We start from the raw sequence: 17,265 nt of genomic DNA on the forward strand, positions 1-17,265 counted from the left end.
ACCTCGCCCTGGTCCGGTTCGCCGGACCAGGTGCTGTCTCGGACCGCGCACCGCACGGACTCCGCCTTGCCGGACTGCGCTCCAGCGGGCTTCGCCCCTGCGGGCTTCGCACCACTGACCTCCGCCGCACCGGGCTTCGCACCACTGACCTCCGCCGCACCGGGCTTCGCACCACTGACCTCCGCCGCACCGGGCTTCGCCCCGCCGGCCTCCGCCGCACCGGGCTTCGCCCCGCCGGCCTCCGCCCCGCCGGGCTCCGGCTTGCCGGGCTTCGTCCCGCCGGGCTCCGGCTTGCCGGGCTTCGTCCCGCCGGGCTCCGGCTTGCCGGGCTCCGCCGCACCGGGCTTCGCCCCGCCGGGCTCCGCCCCGCCGGGCTCCGGCTTGCCGGGCTCCGCCCCGCCGGGCTCCACCCCACCGGACTCCACCCCGCCGGGCTCCGCCCCACCGGCCTCCACCCCACCGCCTCCCAAACGGTGGCGCGCAACTCCCACCCCCCGGCATCGCCCGCATCCCGCACCGCCCGGCGGTGGGCGGCGTGAAGGCGCTCCGGCTCACCCTGCGCGGCACCGGCGTGCTGGTCCTCGGCCTCGCCATGACCGGCGTCGGCCTGTGGTGGCGGTACGCGGGCATGACCGGGTTCGGCCTGGCGCTGACGGCGCTGGTCGTGGCCTCGACGGTGTCCGTGCTGGTCGCCAGCCCGCTGACGACGGCCCGCACGGTCCGGCCGCGCACCGTGCCGCGGCTCGCGCGGTGCAGTGGGCGGCTGGAGCTGTCGACGACCGGGCGGTGGCCGGTCGCGCTCGACGCCGTGGACCTGGTGGCGGGGGAGCCGATGGCGATCGACGTGCCGTTGTTGAAGCCCGGTGTCACCGAGGCGGTGGACTACGCGATCCCGACACAGCGGCGCGGTGTGTTCGACGTGGGGCCGTTGACGTTGCGGCGCAAGGGGGTGGCGGGGCTCGCGCAGGCGCGGACCGTGCTCGGTGAGGTCGTGCAGGTGCGGGTCGTGCCGCGGGTGCTGCCCGTGCGCGGGTTGCCGTCCGGGGCTCGGCGAGGGCAGGTCGGCGCGGACGAACGGGTCGAGCGCGGCGGCACGGACCTGGTCGGGCTGCGGGAGTACGTGCCCGGTGACGACCTGCGGCGGCTGCACTGGGCCACGTCGGCGCGCACCGGCACGTTGATGATCCGCGAGGACGCCGACCCGGCCCGGCCGCACCTCGCCGTGCTGCTCGACGACAGCTCTGCCGCCTACGGCGACCCGGCGCTGTTCGAGGAGGCGGTGGAGGTCGCGGCCTCGCTCGTCACCTCGGCGCTGGAGCAGGGGCACCCGGTGCGGCTCATGACCACCTCCGGCAGCGCGGACCTGGAGGAGGCGCAGGACTCGGCGCCGCTCCTCGCGACGCTGGCCGACCTGGAGCTGACCGCGCTCGACGGCGCGCTGACCGTGCCCGTGCGCGACCTCGACGTGGTGGCGGTGGTCAGCGGGCACACCAGCCCCGCGCTCGTGCTGGAGGCCGGGCGGGCTGCGTTCGGCACCGTGCTCGTGGTCGGCGAGGAGAAACCCGCGGGTGCCGCCGGGTCGGTGCTCGTCGTCAGCGGGCCCAAGGCCGAAGACCTGGTCGGCCAGTGGAACGCGGTGGTGGCGCGATGAGGTACGGGTGGGTCGCCGCCGTCCTGCTGGTCGCCGCGGTGCAGCTGGCCCAGGCCTGGGACGGCGCGGTCGTCTACTTCGGACTCGCCGCCGCGCTGGGGTTCCTCGCGGTTCCGCTGCGGCGCCTCGTTCCCGCCGGGCTGGCGGGGATCGCGCTGATGGCCGTGGCGATGGCCGGCGGCTACTTCGCGGCCCGCGGTGCGGTGCCCGGCCGCGACCCGACGCACGTGCTGCTCGACACCGTGCCGCGGCTGCTCACCGCCGCGCGTCCCGCACCGGCCACACCGGAGCTGCTGGTGCCGGGGCTGCTGCTGGTGTTCGGCATGTCCGTCGCGACCGTCCTGTCGATCGGCAGGCAGCGCACCGCGTTGTTCGTGCCCGCGCTCGGTGCCGCCGTCCTCTACGTGTCCGCCGCGCTGCTCACCGCGGGCAAGGCCGACCGCTACGGCATCACCGCGCTCGTCCTCGTCGTGCTGCTGGCGCTGGGCTGGCTGGTCATCGACCGGCGCGGTCCCGTCGTGCCGCCCGCGGTGCTCGCCACGGTGCTGGCCGCGCTCACGCTGTTGACGATCGTGCTGCCCACCAACGGTTTCGAGCCGCGCAAGCTCGTCACGCCACCCATCACGAACGTCGCGATCTCCAACCCGCTGCCGCGGCTCGCCGCGTGGGCGGCGCGGGGCGACGCGGAGCTGTTCCGGATGCGCGGCCCCGAGGTGCCGGTCCGGCTGGTGACCCTGAGCCGGTTCTCCGGCGCCTCCTGGGAAGCGGCCTCCACCTACGGGCCGCTCGGCGTGGTCGACGCCCCGGACCTCCCGACCGGCGGCAAGTTCCAGGACACGAGCGTCGACCTGACGATCACCGGCCTCGACGGCGAGTGGTTGCCGGGCATCGGAAAACCGCGGTCCGTGTCGCTCAGCAACGCCATGGTCGATCCCGACACCGGCTCGCTGGTGGTGGCCGACGGCCTGCGCACCGGCCTCAGCTACACCGTCCGCGGCATCCTCGACACCCCCGCGGACACCGACCTGGCCGAGGCGGCCGTCCCCGGCGACACCCGCTACACCGCCGTGCCGCGGCTGCCGTTCACCCTCGCCGAGTACGCGCGGCAGGCCACTCAGAACGCGCGCACCCCGTACGAGAAGGCCGTTGCGCTGGAACAGGTCGTGCGCCTCAACCGCCGCCCCGACGCCGAGGCACCGGTCGGGTCCTCCTACGCCCGCCTGGAGACGTTCCTCTTCGGCAACCCCGGTGAGGCCGGGGCCGGAGCGGGCACCGCGGAGCAGTTCGCCTCCGCCTACGCCGTCCTGGCCCGCGCCGTCGGCCTGCCGACCCGCGTGGTCGTGGGCTTCCAGCCGGTGCCGGAGCAGTCCGGCGAACGCATCGTGCGCGCCGCCGACGCCACCGCCTGGCCAGAGGTCTACTTCACCGGCTGGGGCTGGGTGGCGTTCGACCCGGTGTCCGGCAACGGCAGCGGCCCCAGCGCCGCCTCCAAGCGCGAGGTCCTCAACCGCCTCGCCTCCAGCACCGCCAAGCCGACCCCGACCTCGCTCGCGTCGGTGCCGCCGCTCGTCCAGCCGTCCGCCGTCGGTCAGGAGAACGTCGCCGCACCCGAGCTCCGGCAGGGCTTCCCGTTCTGGGCGCTCACCCCGGTGGTGCTGCTGCTGGCGCTGTACGCCGCCCGCACCACCCGCCGCGTCCGCCTGCGCGCGGCCGGCCCGGTGGGCGCGTGGAACGCGGTGCTGGACTCGTTGCTGCTGGCCGGTCTGCGCCCGCACCCGAGCCGCACCGCACCCGACGTGGGCCGCGAGTGGGGCGAGGCGGGCGCGCGGCTGGCCACGATGGTCGACGAGGCGGCGTTCGCACCGCGACCCGCCCGCGCCGAGCACGGCTGGCTGCTCGCGCGGCAGGTGGAGAAAGCGGTGCGGCGCAAGGCTTCCTGGTGGCGCCGGCTGCTGTGGGCGGTCGACCCGCGCCCGCTGTTCCGCCGCCGCTGAAGCCCAGGCCACGTGCACCCCGCCCCGCCACCTGCGAAGAAGGGGGGTGCGGGCGTCAGTTCTTCGCCGCGCACACCTTCGAGGAGCTGCCTCGCTCACCCTGGTAGCCGAACGCGGCGATCTGGAAGCACCGCCGCACCCCGCCGCCGTCCTCGATCACGTACGTGGTGCCGCCGCCGGTCACCCGCGTCACGGCCTGCGGCTTCGCCCCGGTCACGTCGATCACCACGAACTCGGCCTGCCCGCCGCTCGGGTCGCTCCACTCCAGCTCGATCGCCCTGCCCTCGTACTCGGCGCGCTTGAGCACCGGCACGAACCTCGGGTCGGCGTTCGGGGGCGGCCCGGCGTCGAGGGACTCCGAGGTGGGCACGGGCAACGTGGTCGTGGTCGTCGGCTGGGCCGCGGTGGTGGTTTGGCCGCGATTGAGCAGCACGCCCGCGGTGACGCCGCCCGCCACCGCGACCACGGCGAGGACCGCGAGCACGCCACCGCGGTTGCGGCGGCGGACCGGGGCGGTCATCGGTTCGACCGGCGGTTCGTACGGCGGCAGGTCGACGGTGGGCAGCACGACCGGCGGTGCCGCGACGACCGGCGGTGGGGGAGGCGGGAGGTCGGTGCGGCGGTAGGTGAGGTCAGCGAGCCTGCCCTGCCAGGAGTCGTCGGGTTCCTCCTGCGGCTCCTCGGGTTCCGGCTCTTCCTCCTTCACCCCGCGCGGCCCGAAACCCGGTGCCTCGGTGGGGCCCTCGGGGTAGAAGACGGGGCGCTCGCCCATCATCTGCGTCGAGTCGGGGTCCACAACGGACAGCGGTGCCAGGGTGGCGCCGGAGGCCACGTTCACCAGGGCGTCGCGCAGCTCCAGCGCGGAGGAGAAGCGTTCGGCGCGGTCCTTGCGCAGGCAGCGGGAGATCACCGCGGCCAGCGACGCCGGCACGTCGAACCGGGTCAGCGACCGCGGTTCCGCCGTGCTCACCCGGCCGACGTAGGACAGCAGCGTGTCCTCGTCGGGGTTGTCGGAGGCGAACGGCGGCTTGCCCTCCAGCAGCGTGAAGAGCGTCGAGCCGAGCGACCAGACGTCGTCGGCGAACGACGGCGCGCCGCCCTCCAGCATCTGCGGTGCGGCGTGGCGGTAGCTGACCATCTGCAGCGACGCGGAGTGGCCCGCGTCGGCACCGCGAGCGATGCCGAAGTCGGCCAGCACGTAGGACGTGGGCAGCACGAGCACGTTCTGCGGCTTCACGTCGCGGTGCAGGATGCCCTGACCGTGCGCGAACGCCAGCGCGTCGGCCACAGCGATGCCCGCGGCCACCACGTCCGGCACCGGCAACGGGCCCATGGCGCGCAAACGGTCGTGCAGCGAGCCGCGTTCGTAGTACTCCATGACGATGCACGGACGACCGTCGGGCAACGTGCCGGTGTCGAGCACGGTGACGATGTGCGGGTGCTGGCGGCCCAGCTCCACGGTGATGGCGAGCTCGCGGCGGAAGCGGGTCACCGTGGCCGGGTCCGTGACCTGGAGGACCTTCACGGCGACGTCGCGGCCCAGACCGTCCTGGCGGGCGCGGTAGATCGTGCCCTCGCCGCCCTGGGCGATCACGCGGAAACCGCTGTAGCCCGGCAACGCGATCCCCGGTGCCTGCGCGGCACCGCTCGCCGGAGCCCAGGCCATCAGGTCGTCGTCCACGAGCGGATCCTAACCCGGTGAGGCCGGGTGCCCGGCGGGGTCGGCGAAACCGTTGAGCTGCACGTACGACGTTCGCCGCAGAGCGCGTTCCGGTTCTCAGCCAGGCTGCACCGTGACCTGGAAACCCAGGCCCTGCAGCATTCCGGTGAGCATCGTGCGCGTGTTGTCCTCGGCGCGCTTGGTCAGCTCCGACTCCTTCGCCGCGTCGGCGAGCTTCGCCTCGGCGGCGACGTAGAACCGTTGCTGGTCGGGCACTTCCACGAGCGCGTTCAACCGGTTGACCAGGCCGCGCTCCTGGCTGAAGACGTACGAACGGTCGTGGTGCAGGTTCGGCCTGTCCAGCCGCGCGGACGGCAGCCGCAGCTCGACCGACTTCCCGTCCGGCGACACGACGAGGCCGTCCTCCGCGAGCGCGCCGAGGTCGACGTAGGCGTTGACCGACCCGGCCGCCACGAACAGGGTGCGCTCACCGGCCAGCACCGCGGGCACCCACTTCACGTCCTGCTCGATGTCGAGCACGACCTGGAACTCGCCGGAGGCGGCGTGGTACTGGCTGAGGTCGCGCACCGCCTTGAGGACAGCGGGCTGGCTGCGGTCCACCGTCTGCTCGCCGAGCACGTCCCCGAACGGCCGGAACTGGCCCAGGAGCCCGATCGTCGCGCCGATCGCGAGAACGACGACCGCCACCAGTGCTCCCCGCGTCACCCAGCGCCTCTCCACCGCGTTGGAGTACCCGTGGGGTGATGCGCTCAGTCGGGCCGTATGGGGTAATCGACCCGTGCGGAATCAGTCCGGTGTCCACATGGTTGGCTTGATGGACACGGGAACGATGTTGGGAGGCGTGCGGTGCTGGACCCGGACAACCTGTACGAGGTGGACTCGGAGGTGCCGGACCTGACCGGTGCGGTGCTGCTGCACCACTTCGAGGGCTTCATGGACGCGGGCGCCGCAGGACGGCTGCTCGCCGAACACCTGCTGGAGACCCTCGAAAGCCGCGTCGTCGCCCGATTCGACGTCGACGGCCTGATCGACTACCGCTCCCGGCGGCCGCTGATGACCTACGCGACCGACCACTGGGAGGACTACGCCACGCCCGAGCTGGTCGTGCACCTGCTGCACGACAGCGCCGGCCACCCGTTCCTGCTGCTCAACGGCCCGGAGCCGGACCGCGGCTGGGAGGCGTTCGTGCAGGCCGTGCGCGACCTGGTCGACCGCTGGGGCGTGCGCCTGACGCTGGGCTTCCACGGCATCCCGATGGGCGTGCCGCACACCCGGCCGTTGAACGTCATCGGTCACGCGACCCGCCCCGAGCTGGTCTCGGAGTACCAGCCGTTCTTCAACCGGGTGCAGGTGCCGGGCAACGTCTCCGGCCTGCTGGAGCTCCGCCTCGGTCAGGCCGGCCACGACGCCATGGGCTTCGCCGCCCAGGTGCCGCACTACCTGGCCCAGTCGACGTACCCGACCGCCGCGGTCACCCTGCTCGACGCCGTCGCCCGCGCGACCGGTCTCGCGCTGCCCATCGGCGCGCTGATCGACGCCGCCCAGGCCGCCGACGCCGAGATCCACCGGCAGGTCGCGGAGTCGGAGGAGGTCGCCCAGGTGGTGGAAGCGCTCGAGCGGCAGTACGACGCCTTCATCCAGACTGTCGGGAACACCGATCTGCCCTCCGCGGATGAACTGGGCGCCGAGTTCGAGCGGTTCCTGGCCGAGCAGCAGCGTCCGCCGGACCACCTGTAGGAGCTCCCATGGCCACCTGGAACGACGTGCGCAGGATCGCCACCTCCATGCCGGACGTGACGGAACGGGTGCGGGAGGGCGTCGTCGACTGGCGGGTCAGCGACAAGCTCTTCGTCTGGGAACGGCCGCTGCGCAAGACCGACCTCGCGGCACTGGGCCCGTCGGCACCCGACGGGCCCATCCTGGCCGCGCGGGTGCCGGACCTGGGCGCCAAGGAGGCGCTGCTGGCCGCGGACGAGTCGGTGTACTTCACGACCCCGCACTTCCAGGGCTACCCGGCGATCCTGGTGCGGCTGGAGCACATCCCGGTGGACGAGCTGGAGGAGCTCATCGTCGAGGCGTGGCACGCACGTGCCCGCCGCCGCTGATGCCGGAGCAGCAGGGGGTCAGAAGCTCAGGAAACGGAAGTGCAGGCCGGATGTGGAGAGCTGCCACTCGCCGACGGTCTTCGGCTCACGGCCGACCGCCGGCGCGTAGGTGTCGCCCTCGAAGGTCTCCCTGATCTCGGTGACCTCGACCCGGTCCGCGAACGGCAGCGCGGCCGCGTAGACCGCCGACCCGCCGATCACCCAGAGGTCACCGTCGACCGCGCCGAGCGCTTCACCGAGGTCGGCGAACGTCTCCACACCGTCCTGGGGCGTGCGGGAGAGCACGATGTTGCGGCGGCCGGGCAGCGGGCGGAACCGGGGCGGCAACGACTCCCACGTGCGGCGGCCCATCAGCACCGCCGCACCAGTGGTGAGCTCGCGGAAGCGCTTCATGTCCTCCGGGACGTGCCACGGGATGGCGTTGTCCCGGCCGATCACACCACCGGCGGCCTGGGCCCAGATCAGGCCGATCACACTGCCACCGGTGCCTTGATGCCGGGGTGCGGGTCGTAGCCCTCGACCGTGAAGTCCTCGTAGCGGTAGTCGAAGAGGCTGTCCGCGTGCGCCACCCGCAACGTCGGGAACTCCCGCGCCTCCCGGCTGAGCTGCAGCTCGACCTGCTCGACGTGGTTGTCGTAGATGTGGCAGTCGCCGCCGGTCCAGATGAAGTCGCCGACACCGAGACCGGTCTGCGCGGCGATCATGTGCGTGAGCAGCGCGTACGAGGCGATGTTGAACGGCACGCCCAGGAACAGGTCGGCGCTGCGCTGGTAGAGCTGGCACGACAGCTTGCCGTCGGCGACGTAGAACTGGAAGAACGCGTGGCACGGCGGCAGCGCCATCTGCGCGATCTCGCCGACGTTCCACGCGGACACGATGATCCGCCGCGAGTCCGGGTTCGTCCGCAGCGTCTTGAGGACCTCGGCGATCTGGTCGACGTGACCGCCGCCGGGCGTGGGCCACGACCGCCACTGCACGCCGTAGACAGGCCCGAGCTCACCATCGGGAGCGGCCCACTCGTCCCAGATCGTCACGCCGTGGTCGCGCAGCCACTGCACGTTGCTGTCGCCGCGCAGGAACCACAGCAGCTCGTACGCGATCGACCTGAAGTGGACCTTCTTGGTCGTGACCAGCGGGAAGCCCGCGGCGAGCGGGTAGCGCAGCTGGTGACCGAAGATCGACCGGGTGCCGGTGCCGGTGCGGTCCTCCTTGCGCACGCCCTCCTTCAGGACGTGGCGGAGGAGGTCTTCGTACTGCGTGTCGGCCATACGGGTGAGCCTACCCAGCCCTGGACCTAGAACCGCGCCATGTCCGGCTCCAGGCCGAGCCGGTGCATCGAGTACGTCTCCAGCAGCCGCTTCGACACCACGGTGTGCTGGGCGGCCGTGTGCGCGTCACGGAAGCAACGTTGCAGCGCCGACGACTCGAACACCGAGCTGCCGCCACCCGCGGCGAACGCCTTCTGCGTCACCTCGGCGGACTCCGACGCCGCGAACGTGCACGCGAGCCGCATACGCGCCTTGGCGTCGTCGGGCACGTACGTGCGTTGCACGGCCATGTCCCAGACGGCGCTCAACGTCTCGTGCAGGAACGCGGCGGCGGAGGACAACCGTGCCTCCATGAGGCCCAGGTCGATCTGCAGGCCGGTCTGCTCGGCGAGGCGGGTGGTGGTGTGCTGCGGGGTCTTCTCCACGGCCAGCGCCTCGACCTCGTCGATGGCGCGGCGGGCGATGCCCAGGCACACGGAGGCGACGCCGACGGCCAGGAAGCTGAAGAACGGGAAGGCGGTGACCGGGCCCTCGATGCCGGGGGTCGTGCCGACCGGCCAGATGGCGCGGCGGGACGGGAGGAAGGCGTTGAACAGCGAGAACTCATGCGAGCCGGTGGCGCGCAGGCCGGCGGAGTGCCACGTGTCGTGGACGGTCACGTCGGCGCGGGGGTACACGGCCAGACGGGGGCCCTTGGGTGTGAGGGTGCCGCCGATGACCCACGAGCACCACGGCACGGCGCTGCCCCAGCCCCAGCGGCCCGAGACGCGGTAGCCGCCGTCGACCGCCTCGGCACGGCCGTGCGGTGCGGCGGTGCCCGCGATCAGGGCACGCGGGTCGGTGAAGACCTCGTCGGCGGCGTCGGCCGGGAGGTACCAGGCCAGCGACGACGAGGAGGTGGTCGTCATGGCGGTCCAGCCGGTGGAGGCGTCCGCACGGGACAGCTCGCCGATCTCCCGGCTCCACTCCGGCAGCCCGAGCTCGGCGCCCGCGTAGCGCCGAGGCGCGATCATGCGGTGCACGCCGGCGTCGACGAGCGCGGTCAGCACGGGCTCGGTGAGCGCGCGTTGCTGCTCGGCCAGGTGGGCTTCGGAGCGGATCAACGCGTGCAGGTCCGGTGCGGGCATGCGCTGATCTTGCTGGAGCGGCTACAGCTTGGCGAGCGCCTCAACGAGTGGCTTCAGCTCCGGCGTGGCCCCCGCCTCGTCCAGCGACTCGCTCAGCGCGCGGTCGTGGGTGGGCCGGGCGAGGGCGAGCAGCTCGTGACCCTTCTCGGTTACCTCGGTGTAGATGCCGCGGCGGTCGGTGGGGCACAGGTAGCGCTGCAACAGGCCGCGGTCCTCCAGCCGGGTGACCAGGCGGGTCGTGGCGGACTGGCTCAGCACGACGGCGTTGGAGAGCTGGTTCATCCGAAGGTGGAAGCCGTCCTGGCGGTTGAGGACGTCCAGAACGGTGTACTCGCTGACGGAAAGTTCGTGTGCCTTCTGCAGCGCTCGTTCGAGGCGGTCTTCGATGCGCGCGTGCAGCGCCGCGAGCGTGCGCCAGCCTTGCGCGCGCGCCTGGACGGCGTCGTCGTCCAGTGACATGAAGTACATCCCCTCCGAATAGACAGCGTCTGCAACTATTGCGTACGCTTGTAATCGTCATCAACAAGTCTACCGGGGAGAGACATGGACCTGTCGGGACGCACGGCACTTGTGACCGGCTCCACCGCGGGCATCGGCTACGCCACGGCGGAGGCGCTGCTCAAGGCGGGCGCGTCCGTCGTCGTCAGCGGCCGCAGCGAGGAGCGGGTCGCCGAGGCGGTCGGCAAGCTCAGCGGCAACGGCTCCGGCGACGTCCTCGGTGTCGCGGCCGACATCTCGACCGCGGAGGGCGCTGCGGACCTCGTCGCGCAGGTGCCCGACGTCGACGTGCTCGTGAACAACCTGGGCATCTACGGCGCCAAGCCGGTCTTCGAGATCGACGACGCCGAGTGGCAGCGCTTCTTCGACACCAACGTCATGTCCGGCGTGCGGCTCTCGCGGCACTACACGCCGCGCATGGTCGAGCGCGGCTGGGGCCGGGTGATCTTCGTGAGCAGCGAGTCGTCCGTCTTCACCCCGACCGAGATGGTCCACTACGGCATGACGAAGACCGCGCAGCTCGCCATCGCGCGCGGCATGGCCCAGGCGGTGAAGGGCACCGGCGTCACCGTGAACTCGGTGCTGCCCGGCCCGACCCTGACGCCCGGCGTCGAGGAGTTCATCCGCGACCGGGTCGGCGACGGCGGCGAGGCGGAGTTCGTCCGCACCGAACGCCCGACCCTGTTGCTGGGCCGCCTGATCCGGCCGCACGAGGTCGCGAACCTCATCACCTACGTCGCGTCGGACCTGTCCTCGGCCACGACCGGCGCCGCACTGCGCGTCGACGGCGGCACCGCCCCGACGCTCATCCCCTGACACCACCGTGAGGAAACCGCTTTGACCACCGTGAAGCTCAACAACGGCGTGACCATGCCCCAGCTCGGCTTCGGCGTCTGGCAGGTGCCCGACGAGGAGGCCATCCCCACCGTCACCGAGGCGCTGAACGCCGGATACCGCAGCATCGACACCGCGGCCGCGTACGGCAACGAGGCCGGCGTCGGCGCGGCGATCACCAAGTCCGACGTGGACCGCGCGGACGTGTTCGTCACCACCAAGCTGTGGAACGCCGACCACGGCCACGACGCCGCCCTGCGCGCGTTCGACGCCTCGCAGTCCAAGCTCGGCCTCGACGTCGTCGACCTGTACCTGATCCACTGGCCGACGCCAGAGCGCGACCTCTACGTCGACACCTGGAAGGCGTTCGTCGAGCTGCGGGAGAGCGGCCGCGTCCGCGCCATCGGCGTGTCCAACTTCCAGCCCGCGCACCTGCGGCGCCTGATCGACGAGACCGGCGTCGTGCCCGCGGTCAACCAGATCGAGCTGCACCCGTACCTGCAGCAGGCCGAGGTGCGGGCGTTCCACGCCGAGCACGGCATCGTCACCGAGGCGTGGTCGCCGCTCGGCCAGGGCGGCGAGCTGCTGAAGGACCCCGTGGTCACCGAGATCGCGGCCCGCCACGACAAGTCCGCCGCCCAGGTCGTGCTGCGCTGGCACCTGCAGCTCGGCAACGTCGTGATCCCGAAGTCGGTCACGCCGGCGCGGATCAGGGAGAACATCGACGTGTTCGGCTTCGAGCTGGCCGAGGAGGAGCTGGCCGCGCTGTCCACCCTGGACCGCGGCGGGCGGATCGGGCCGAACCCGGACGAGTTCAACCAGGCCTGACCGACTGCAACGCGCACTCGGAAGTACGAAGCCCCGGCCCGCCTTGGTGCGGACCGGGGCTTCGCCGGCAACGGACCCTGCCTCTATCGGGCCCGCACGTCTGTCACCACCTCGGGCTCACGCCCGCATCACCGTGGCGATCGGAATCCGCGCCGCCCGGATCGCGGGGATCAGCCCGCCGAGCACACCCGCCACCAGCCCGGCGACCACGCCCGCGACGCCCGCCTCCCACGGGAACGCGACGTCCGCCAGCGACGGGAACCTCGAACCGAACAGCATCAGGCCCACCTGGAGGCCCGCCGCGCCGGTGCCGATGGCCAGTGCGGCGGTCAGCAGGCCGGTCAGGAGGGTCTCGGCGAGCACGATCCCGGCCAGCAGCATGCGGGACATGCCGACCGCGCGGCGCAGCGCGAACTCCTCGACGCGTTCACCGACGGTGGCGAGGCCGACGTTGAGGATGCCGGCGACGCCGATCAGCAGCACGAGGCCCGCCATGCCCAGGAAGATCAATCGCATGATCAGCAGCTCCTTCTCCATGCGCTTCTTCGACTGGATCTCGTTGAAGCGGACGTCGTCGGAGCGCATGCCCGCGCCGACCAGGCGTGCGGTCAGCAGCTGCTGGAGGTCCTGGGTGCCCGGTGCGAGCATGACCTGCAGGCCGGGGCCGCCGCGGAAGCGGTCGACCTGGACGTTGTCCGACGAGGGCAGCCAGTTGCGCACCTCGTCGAGTCGCATGTAGACGGTGGGCTGGTACATGCCGTCGGACACCACGCCGATGATCTGCGGCGAGACGTGGTGCGTCGCGCCGGTCAGCATCATCTCGCCGGGGACCTTGTAGCGGTCGAAGCCCTTGGCGGCCTCCTCGTTCAGCACGATCTTCGGTGCCAGCGACGGGGCGGTGCCGAAGTCCAGCCAGGAGCCGGAGACCGGGCGGAACGGCCGGAACTGGCGGAGGTCACCGGTCAGCGCGCTCACCTGGACCTCGATGGCCTGGCCGTCGGGCTTCTTCTCCTGCTTCTTCTGCTCGGTGCAGATGCCGTTCTGGTCGCAGTACACCGACGGGCCGCCGTAGAAGTCGCCGCGGCCGACGTGCTCGAACGGGGTCGCGCCCTCGTTGATCGGGCGCACGCCGGGCTCGCCGATCACCGCGTTCATGCCGACGATGCCGACGGCCTGGGAGTTGCCCTTCAGCGTGGTCTCGACGACCGAGGTGGACTTGCCCTCGCCGGAGACGTAGAGCTGGAACGTGCCGTCCCTGCCCTGCTGCAGCTCCACGTCGGTGAGCATGGCGCGTTCGGCGAGCGCGGCGCCGGCCTGCACGGCCACGACCGCGAGGACGCCGAGGAACAGCGACACCATCGAGAGGAACGTGCGCAGCTTGCGGGCGCGGATGCCCTGCCCGCCGATGATCAGGGCGGACCGCAGCTTGCCGGAGAACATCAGTTGAACCGCCCGTCGCGCAGCTCCAGCACGCGGCCCATCTTGCGCGCGTGGTCGTGGTCGTGCGTGACCAGCACGAGGCCGCAGCCCTGCCTGGTCGTGTTGAGCAACACCTCGACCACCAGGTTGCCGGTCTCGGTGTCGAGCGCGCCGGTCGGCTCGTCGGCGAGGATCACCCGCGGCTTGCGGACCAGGGCCCGCGCGATCGCCACGCGCTGCTGCTCACCGCCGGAGAGCCGGGAGGGCTTGCTCTTGGCCAGGTGGGCGATGCCGACCTGCTCCAGCGCCTCCATCACCTGCTGCCTGCGCTTGCGGCGCGCGGCCCAGCCCTGGCCGTTCACCAGCGCCATGGCCACGTTCTGCGCCGCGGTGAGGTGCTTGAGCAGGAAGAAGCGCTGGAACACGAACCCGAACTCGGCGCTGCGCAACGCGGCCGCCCTGCGTTCGGGGAGCTTCGTGATGTCGTTGCCGTGCAGCAGGTACTGCCCCTCGTCGGCGCGGTCGAAGAGCCCGATCAGGCTCAGCAGCGTCGACTTGCCGGAACCGGACCGGCCCAGGATCGCCACGCTCTGCCCCGGGTGGACGGTGAGGTCCACACCGGACAGGATCGTCCGCGGTTCCTCCTGGCCCTTCAGGACTTTCGTGATGCCGTTCAGCTGGAGCAGCGGCGGTACGGCCGCCATCGTCGTGGTCGTCTCGGACTCGGTCATCACGGACCCGTCGGCTTGCTCTGGTCGCCGCCGCCCTGCTGCGGTTCCGGCAGGTTCGGGCCCGGCACCGCGAGCTCCTCCTCGCCGGTGAGACCGGACTTGACCTCGATCACCTTGCCGTCGGTGAGACCGAGCTCCACCTCGACGGTCTTGCGCGAGCCGTCCGGCTGGAGCACGTCGACCCTGCCCTTGCCCTGCTGGCCCGCGACTGCCTCGACCGGCACGACCAGTGCCTGCGCCGACTTGCCGGTGATGACCTCGATCGACGCGGCCGCGCCGTTGATCATCTTGGTGTCGGCGGGCGCGGTGCAGACGATCCGCAGGCCGGTGGACGCGCTCGGCTGCTGCTGTGGTTGTTGCTGCTGGTCGGGGTTCTTGGGGGCGTTCGCGTCGGGCGTCGACTTCGGGTCCGGCGTCTGCACCGGCTTCTCCGGGATGGTGCCCTGCGGCAGTGCGGCGATCGTGCCGAGCACCGCGCACGGGAACGGGCCCGGCCCGTTCTTGATCTGCGCCTTGACCTCGCCGAGAGCGCCGCTGACCTTGTACGCCTGCTGCCCGTCGATGTCACCGACCAGCGCGTACCCCACGTGCTTGGCCGAGGCGAGCGGCATGCCGGCGGTGACGGTCGACTTGTCGTCCACCAGGCGGCCGGCGAACACCGCTCCCGCCGGGATCTCGACGTAGTTGGGCGCGCCGTCCTTCCACACCGTCGCGACCCGCGTGGCCTTCGTCGGCGTGGCGCCCGACGGCTGCAGGTCGAAGAACCGCACCTGGCCCGCGACCGGCGCGACCAGCCCGAACGTCGGGTTCATCTCGACTTTGCCGGTGATGCTGATCGTGGTGGTCAGGTCCTGCTTGCCCGGCTTGACCTTGGTCATCGTCGTGCCGCGCGGCGCCAGCTCCGGATTGGCCTGTTCCGAACCTGACGGACTGCACGCCGCCACGGCAACCGTGACCAGCGCGCACAGCGGCGCGAGAAGAATGTTGCGCACGAATGTCCCCCATGTCGTTTCGACCAACCTACCGATAAGGACACCGCATCCCCGCCCGAGGTTGCATCGGACTTTCGGCCGATGCCGCATCGACCGCGCGGTCACGGGTACACGGGGTGTTGACGACGCATTTCAACGCGTTTCGACGACCTGGAGGAAACTGTGAATGCGCTTGCCGTGGTGACCGGTGCGTCGAGTGGAATCGGCTACGAGCTCGCGAAGGTGCTCGCGGACAACGGCTTCGACGTCGTGGTCGCCGCCGAGGACGAGCGGATCACCGACACGGCCGCACAGCTCGCCCTGCGCAGCGGCGGTGTGCACGTCGAACCGGTGCGGGCCGACCTCTCGACCTTCGAGGGCGTGGAGTCGCTCGTGTCACGGGTGCGCGCACTGGGCCGGCCGGTCGAGGTGCTCGCCGTGAACGCCGGTGTGGGCGTCGGCGGCGACTTCGTGCGCGACACCTCCCTGGACGACAACCTGGAGATCGTGGACCTCAACGTCCGCTCGGCCGTGCACCTCTCGCACCGGCTGGTCGGCGACATGGCCGCCCGCGGGCAGGGCAAGGTCCTGTACACGTCCTCGATCGCGGCGACCGCCCCCGGCCCGTTCCACTCGGTCTACGCGGCCTCGAAGGCCTTCCTGGCCTCGTTCGCCCAGGGGCTGCGCGAGGAGCTGCGCGACACCGGCGTGACCGTCACGACGCTGATGCCGGGACCGACCGACACCGAGTTCTTCGACCGCGCCGGGATGCAGGACACGAAGGTCGCGACGGGGGACAAGGACGACCCGGCCGAGGTCGCCCAGCAGGGCTTCGACGCGCTCATGAAGGGCGACGACCACGTCGTGGCCGGGTCGGTGAGGAACAAGGTGCAGGCGGTCGCCGGACGCGTCGCGCCGGACCCGGTCAAGGCCAAGGTGATGCGGTCGATGACCGAACCCGGTTCAGCGGACTCCTGAGGGGTACACGCGCCTCATGAGTCGACCGGATCTGTCCGAACACCGCCGCAGCGGGAGCTCCGAGGACGTGGGTGGGATCAGGCAGCAGTACGGGGCGAGCCGGCCACTGTCCGGCTACCTCCTCGCCATGGGCACCTATGCCGCCGTCGTCGGTGCCGTCTCCGCCGCGGGACACCGCGCCGGGGTCCGCCTGCCGGAGCGGTTCTCCCTCGCGGACACGGCGCTGGTGTCCATCGCGACGCACAAGCTGAGCAGGCTGCTGACCAAGGAGGCCGTGACGAGCCCGCTGCGGGCGCCTTTCACGCGCTACGAGGAACCTGCTGGGCACGCGGAGCTCAAGGAGTCCGTGCGGGCGCACAACGCCGCGCAGCACGCGATCGGCGAGCTGCTCACGTGCCCGTTCTGCATCGGCGTCTGGGCGGCCAGCGGGCTGACCGCGGGCCTGGTCTTCGCACCGCGGCTCACCCGGCTGGTGTCAACCGCGCTCACCGCCGTGGCGGCGTCGGACGTGCTGAACGTGCTCTACGACAAGCTCAAGTCATGACACCCGGCGGCCGCGCCGGCTCCCCGCGTACGCCTGTTCGCGCAGCGCGGCGAGCCAGCGCGGCGCCAGCTCCAGCTCCCGCGGCCGGTTGAGCACCGGGTCGAACGGCACCGGCTCGTCGTGGCGCAGGTCGCGCAACCGCACCTCGCCCACCCGCCGCCAGTCCGCGGCCGTTCCGCTCGCGTGCAGGCTGAACCGCGTCGGCGGCCGTCCCGGTGCGCTCGCGGTGGGGTCGAGGGGAACGGCCATGAGCCACAGCAGCGCGCCCCGGTGGCGGTACGGCAGGATCGTACCGAGCCGGGCGCGCTGCCAGCCGGTCGCCGGCGTCGGCAGCAACCGGGAGAACCGGCCGGTGCCCGTGGTGGACAGCAGCAGGTCCCAGTCACCCGATCCGGTGGGAATCCGCAGCGCGAGGCCGAGCACGTCCGGCAGGCCGCGCCCGGTTCCGGCCCCCTTGGACAGCCGGGCAATCACGGTGGCGGAGGCCGGGAACGGCGCGGAACCGGTGAGCTCACCGGTCATCAGCACGCCCCGCGGGTGGACCGCACGAGCGCGCCGCGCACGGGCGAGCAGGCGGAATGCAGTCGTCAGCACACCCTGGTCTACCCGCGAAAACCGCGGGAAAACACGGTGTTT

Annotated in this window: 18 protein-coding genes; 8 read left to right on the plus strand and 10 right to left on the minus strand. The window is 72.0% G+C overall.

Features of this window, described 5'->3' with window-relative positions:
- Positions 1–535 precede the first annotated feature (535 nt).
- Positions 536–1,651, plus strand: coding sequence for a DUF58 domain-containing protein (locus ACZ7CH_RS06025; RefSeq protein WP_470373278.1), 1,116 nt, complete (start codon positions 536–538; stop codon positions 1,649–1,651).
- Positions 1,648–3,645, plus strand: coding sequence for a transglutaminase TgpA family protein (locus tag ACZ7CH_RS06030; RefSeq protein ID WP_470373279.1), 1,998 nt, complete (start codon positions 1,648–1,650; stop codon positions 3,643–3,645). Before ACZ7CH_RS06025 ends, ACZ7CH_RS06030 begins: the two co-directional genes overlap by 4 nt.
- Before the next feature lie 55 nt (positions 3,646–3,700).
- On the opposite strand, the gene ACZ7CH_RS06035 is transcribed toward ACZ7CH_RS06030, so the two are convergent.
- Positions 3,701–5,326, minus strand: coding sequence for a serine/threonine-protein kinase (locus ACZ7CH_RS06035; RefSeq protein WP_470373280.1), 1,626 nt, complete (start codon positions 5,324–5,326; stop codon positions 3,701–3,703).
- 96 nt (positions 5,327–5,422) lie between these two features.
- Positions 5,423–6,013 carry a DUF4230 domain-containing protein gene (locus ACZ7CH_RS06040; RefSeq protein WP_470373281.1) on the minus strand — a complete coding sequence of 197 codons (591 nt, stop codon included), beginning with the start codon at positions 6,011–6,013 and terminating at the stop codon, positions 5,423–5,425.
- A gap of 159 nt (positions 6,014–6,172) precedes the next feature.
- Between ACZ7CH_RS06040 and ACZ7CH_RS06045 the strand changes: the two genes are divergently transcribed.
- Positions 6,173–7,063 (plus strand): proteasome assembly chaperone family protein, encoded by an 891-nt coding sequence (locus ACZ7CH_RS06045; protein WP_470373282.1) that lies wholly within the window; start codon positions 6,173–6,175, stop codon positions 7,061–7,063.
- Positions 7,064–7,071: 8 nt separating this feature from the next.
- Complete coding sequence (locus ACZ7CH_RS06050; RefSeq protein WP_360386723.1) at positions 7,072–7,431, plus strand: MmcQ/YjbR family DNA-binding protein; 360 nt, start codon at positions 7,072–7,074, stop codon at positions 7,429–7,431.
- A gap of 18 nt (positions 7,432–7,449) precedes the next feature.
- On the opposite strand, the gene ACZ7CH_RS06055 is transcribed toward ACZ7CH_RS06050, so the two are convergent.
- Genes ACZ7CH_RS06055 through ACZ7CH_RS06070 form a run of 4 tightly spaced genes read right to left on the minus strand, consistent with a single transcriptional unit; the run spans position 7,450 to position 10,285 of the window.
- Complete coding sequence (locus tag ACZ7CH_RS06055; protein ID WP_470368650.1) at positions 7,450–7,905, minus strand: dihydrofolate reductase; 456 nt, start codon at positions 7,903–7,905, stop codon at positions 7,450–7,452.
- Positions 7,902–8,699: a thymidylate synthase gene (locus ACZ7CH_RS06060; protein WP_470373283.1), complete on the minus strand. Its 798-nt coding sequence runs from the start codon at positions 8,697–8,699 to the stop codon at positions 7,902–7,904. Before ACZ7CH_RS06060 ends, ACZ7CH_RS06055 begins: the two co-directional genes overlap by 4 nt.
- A gap of 26 nt (positions 8,700–8,725) precedes the next feature.
- Positions 8,726–9,826: an acyl-CoA dehydrogenase family protein gene (locus ACZ7CH_RS06065; RefSeq protein ID WP_360386732.1), complete on the minus strand. Its 1,101-nt coding sequence runs from the start codon at positions 9,824–9,826 to the stop codon at positions 8,726–8,728.
- A gap of 21 nt (positions 9,827–9,847) precedes the next feature.
- Complete coding sequence (locus ACZ7CH_RS06070; protein WP_360386734.1) at positions 9,848–10,285, minus strand: MarR family winged helix-turn-helix transcriptional regulator; 438 nt, start codon at positions 10,283–10,285, stop codon at positions 9,848–9,850.
- A gap of 84 nt (positions 10,286–10,369) precedes the next feature.
- On the opposite strand from ACZ7CH_RS06070, the gene ACZ7CH_RS06075 reads away from it, so the two are divergent.
- Positions 10,370–11,140 carry an SDR family NAD(P)-dependent oxidoreductase gene (locus tag ACZ7CH_RS06075; RefSeq protein WP_470373284.1) on the plus strand — a complete coding sequence of 257 codons (771 nt, stop codon included), beginning with the start codon at positions 10,370–10,372 and terminating at the stop codon, positions 11,138–11,140.
- 54 nt (positions 11,141–11,194) lie between these two features.
- The gene (locus ACZ7CH_RS06080; RefSeq protein ID WP_360388317.1) at positions 11,195–11,986 is read left to right on the plus strand and encodes an aldo/keto reductase; all 792 of its coding nucleotides are present in this window, start codon (positions 11,195–11,197) and stop codon (positions 11,984–11,986) included.
- Between the two features lie 117 nt (positions 11,987–12,103).
- On the opposite strand, the gene ACZ7CH_RS06085 is transcribed toward ACZ7CH_RS06080, so the two are convergent.
- The 3 genes from ACZ7CH_RS06085 to ACZ7CH_RS06095 are packed head-to-tail and all read right to left on the minus strand — an operon-like array spanning position 12,104 to position 15,128.
- Positions 12,104–13,426, minus strand: coding sequence for an ABC transporter permease (locus ACZ7CH_RS06085; protein WP_360386739.1), 1,323 nt, complete (start codon positions 13,424–13,426; stop codon positions 12,104–12,106).
- Positions 13,426–14,136: an ABC transporter ATP-binding protein gene (locus ACZ7CH_RS06090; protein WP_360386741.1), complete on the minus strand. Its 711-nt coding sequence runs from the start codon at positions 14,134–14,136 to the stop codon at positions 13,426–13,428. The genes ACZ7CH_RS06085 and ACZ7CH_RS06090 overlap by 1 nt, the downstream gene beginning before the upstream one ends.
- Complete coding sequence (locus tag ACZ7CH_RS06095) at positions 14,136–15,128, minus strand: efflux RND transporter periplasmic adaptor subunit (RefSeq protein WP_360386743.1); 993 nt, start codon at positions 15,126–15,128, stop codon at positions 14,136–14,138. Before ACZ7CH_RS06095 ends, ACZ7CH_RS06090 begins: the two co-directional genes overlap by 1 nt.
- Positions 15,129–15,290: 162 nt before the next feature.
- On the opposite strand from ACZ7CH_RS06095, the gene ACZ7CH_RS06100 reads away from it, so the two are divergent.
- Both ACZ7CH_RS06100 and ACZ7CH_RS06105 read left to right on the plus strand, forming a co-directional pair.
- Entirely contained in the window at positions 15,291–16,085 is a 795-nt protein-coding gene (locus ACZ7CH_RS06100; RefSeq protein WP_470373285.1) for an SDR family NAD(P)-dependent oxidoreductase, read from the plus strand.
- Between the two features lie 16 nt (positions 16,086–16,101).
- Positions 16,102–16,629, plus strand: coding sequence for a DUF1360 domain-containing protein (locus ACZ7CH_RS06105; protein WP_470373286.1), 528 nt, complete (start codon positions 16,102–16,104; stop codon positions 16,627–16,629).
- Here ACZ7CH_RS06105 and ACZ7CH_RS06110 read toward each other — a convergent pair.
- On the minus strand, positions 16,624–17,223 hold the full coding sequence (locus ACZ7CH_RS06110) for a hypothetical protein (RefSeq protein ID WP_470373287.1): 600 nt from the start codon (positions 17,221–17,223) through the stop codon (positions 16,624–16,626). The genes ACZ7CH_RS06105 and ACZ7CH_RS06110 overlap by 6 nt on opposite strands.
- Between the last annotated feature and the right edge of the window lie 42 nt (positions 17,224–17,265).

The organism is Lentzea sp. NPDC037011 (assembly GCF_055607425.1).

What these genes read in the sequence shown, in the direction of transcription:
- ACZ7CH_RS06030 (WP_470373279.1), top strand. Translation starts at nt 1,648, where the DNA reads ATGAGGTACGGGTGGGTCGCCGCCGTCCTGCTGGTCGCCGCGGTGCAG.
- ACZ7CH_RS06050 (WP_360386723.1), top strand. Translation starts at nt 7,072, where the DNA reads ATGGCCACCTGGAACGACGTGCGCAGGATCGCCACCTCCATGCCGGAC.
- ACZ7CH_RS06060 (WP_470373283.1), bottom strand. Translation starts at nt 8,699, where the DNA reads ATGGCCGACACGCAGTACGAAGACCTCCTCCGCCACGTCCTGAAGGAG.
- ACZ7CH_RS06065 (WP_360386732.1), bottom strand. Translation starts at nt 9,826, where the DNA reads ATGCCCGCACCGGACCTGCACGCGTTGATCCGCTCCGAAGCCCACCTG.
- ACZ7CH_RS06070 (WP_360386734.1), bottom strand. Translation starts at nt 10,285, where the DNA reads ATGTCACTGGACGACGACGCCGTCCAGGCGCGCGCGCAAGGCTGGCGC.
- ACZ7CH_RS06075 (WP_470373284.1), top strand. Translation starts at nt 10,370, where the DNA reads ATGGACCTGTCGGGACGCACGGCACTTGTGACCGGCTCCACCGCGGGC.
- ACZ7CH_RS06080 (WP_360388317.1), top strand. Translation starts at nt 11,195, where the DNA reads ATGCCCCAGCTCGGCTTCGGCGTCTGGCAGGTGCCCGACGAGGAGGCC.
- ACZ7CH_RS06085 (WP_360386739.1), bottom strand. Translation starts at nt 13,426, where the DNA reads ATGTTCTCCGGCAAGCTGCGGTCCGCCCTGATCATCGGCGGGCAGGGC.
- ACZ7CH_RS06090 (WP_360386741.1), bottom strand. Translation starts at nt 14,136, where the DNA reads ATGACCGAGTCCGAGACGACCACGACGATGGCGGCCGTACCGCCGCTG.
- ACZ7CH_RS06105 (WP_470373286.1), top strand. Translation starts at nt 16,102, where the DNA reads ATGAGTCGACCGGATCTGTCCGAACACCGCCGCAGCGGGAGCTCCGAG.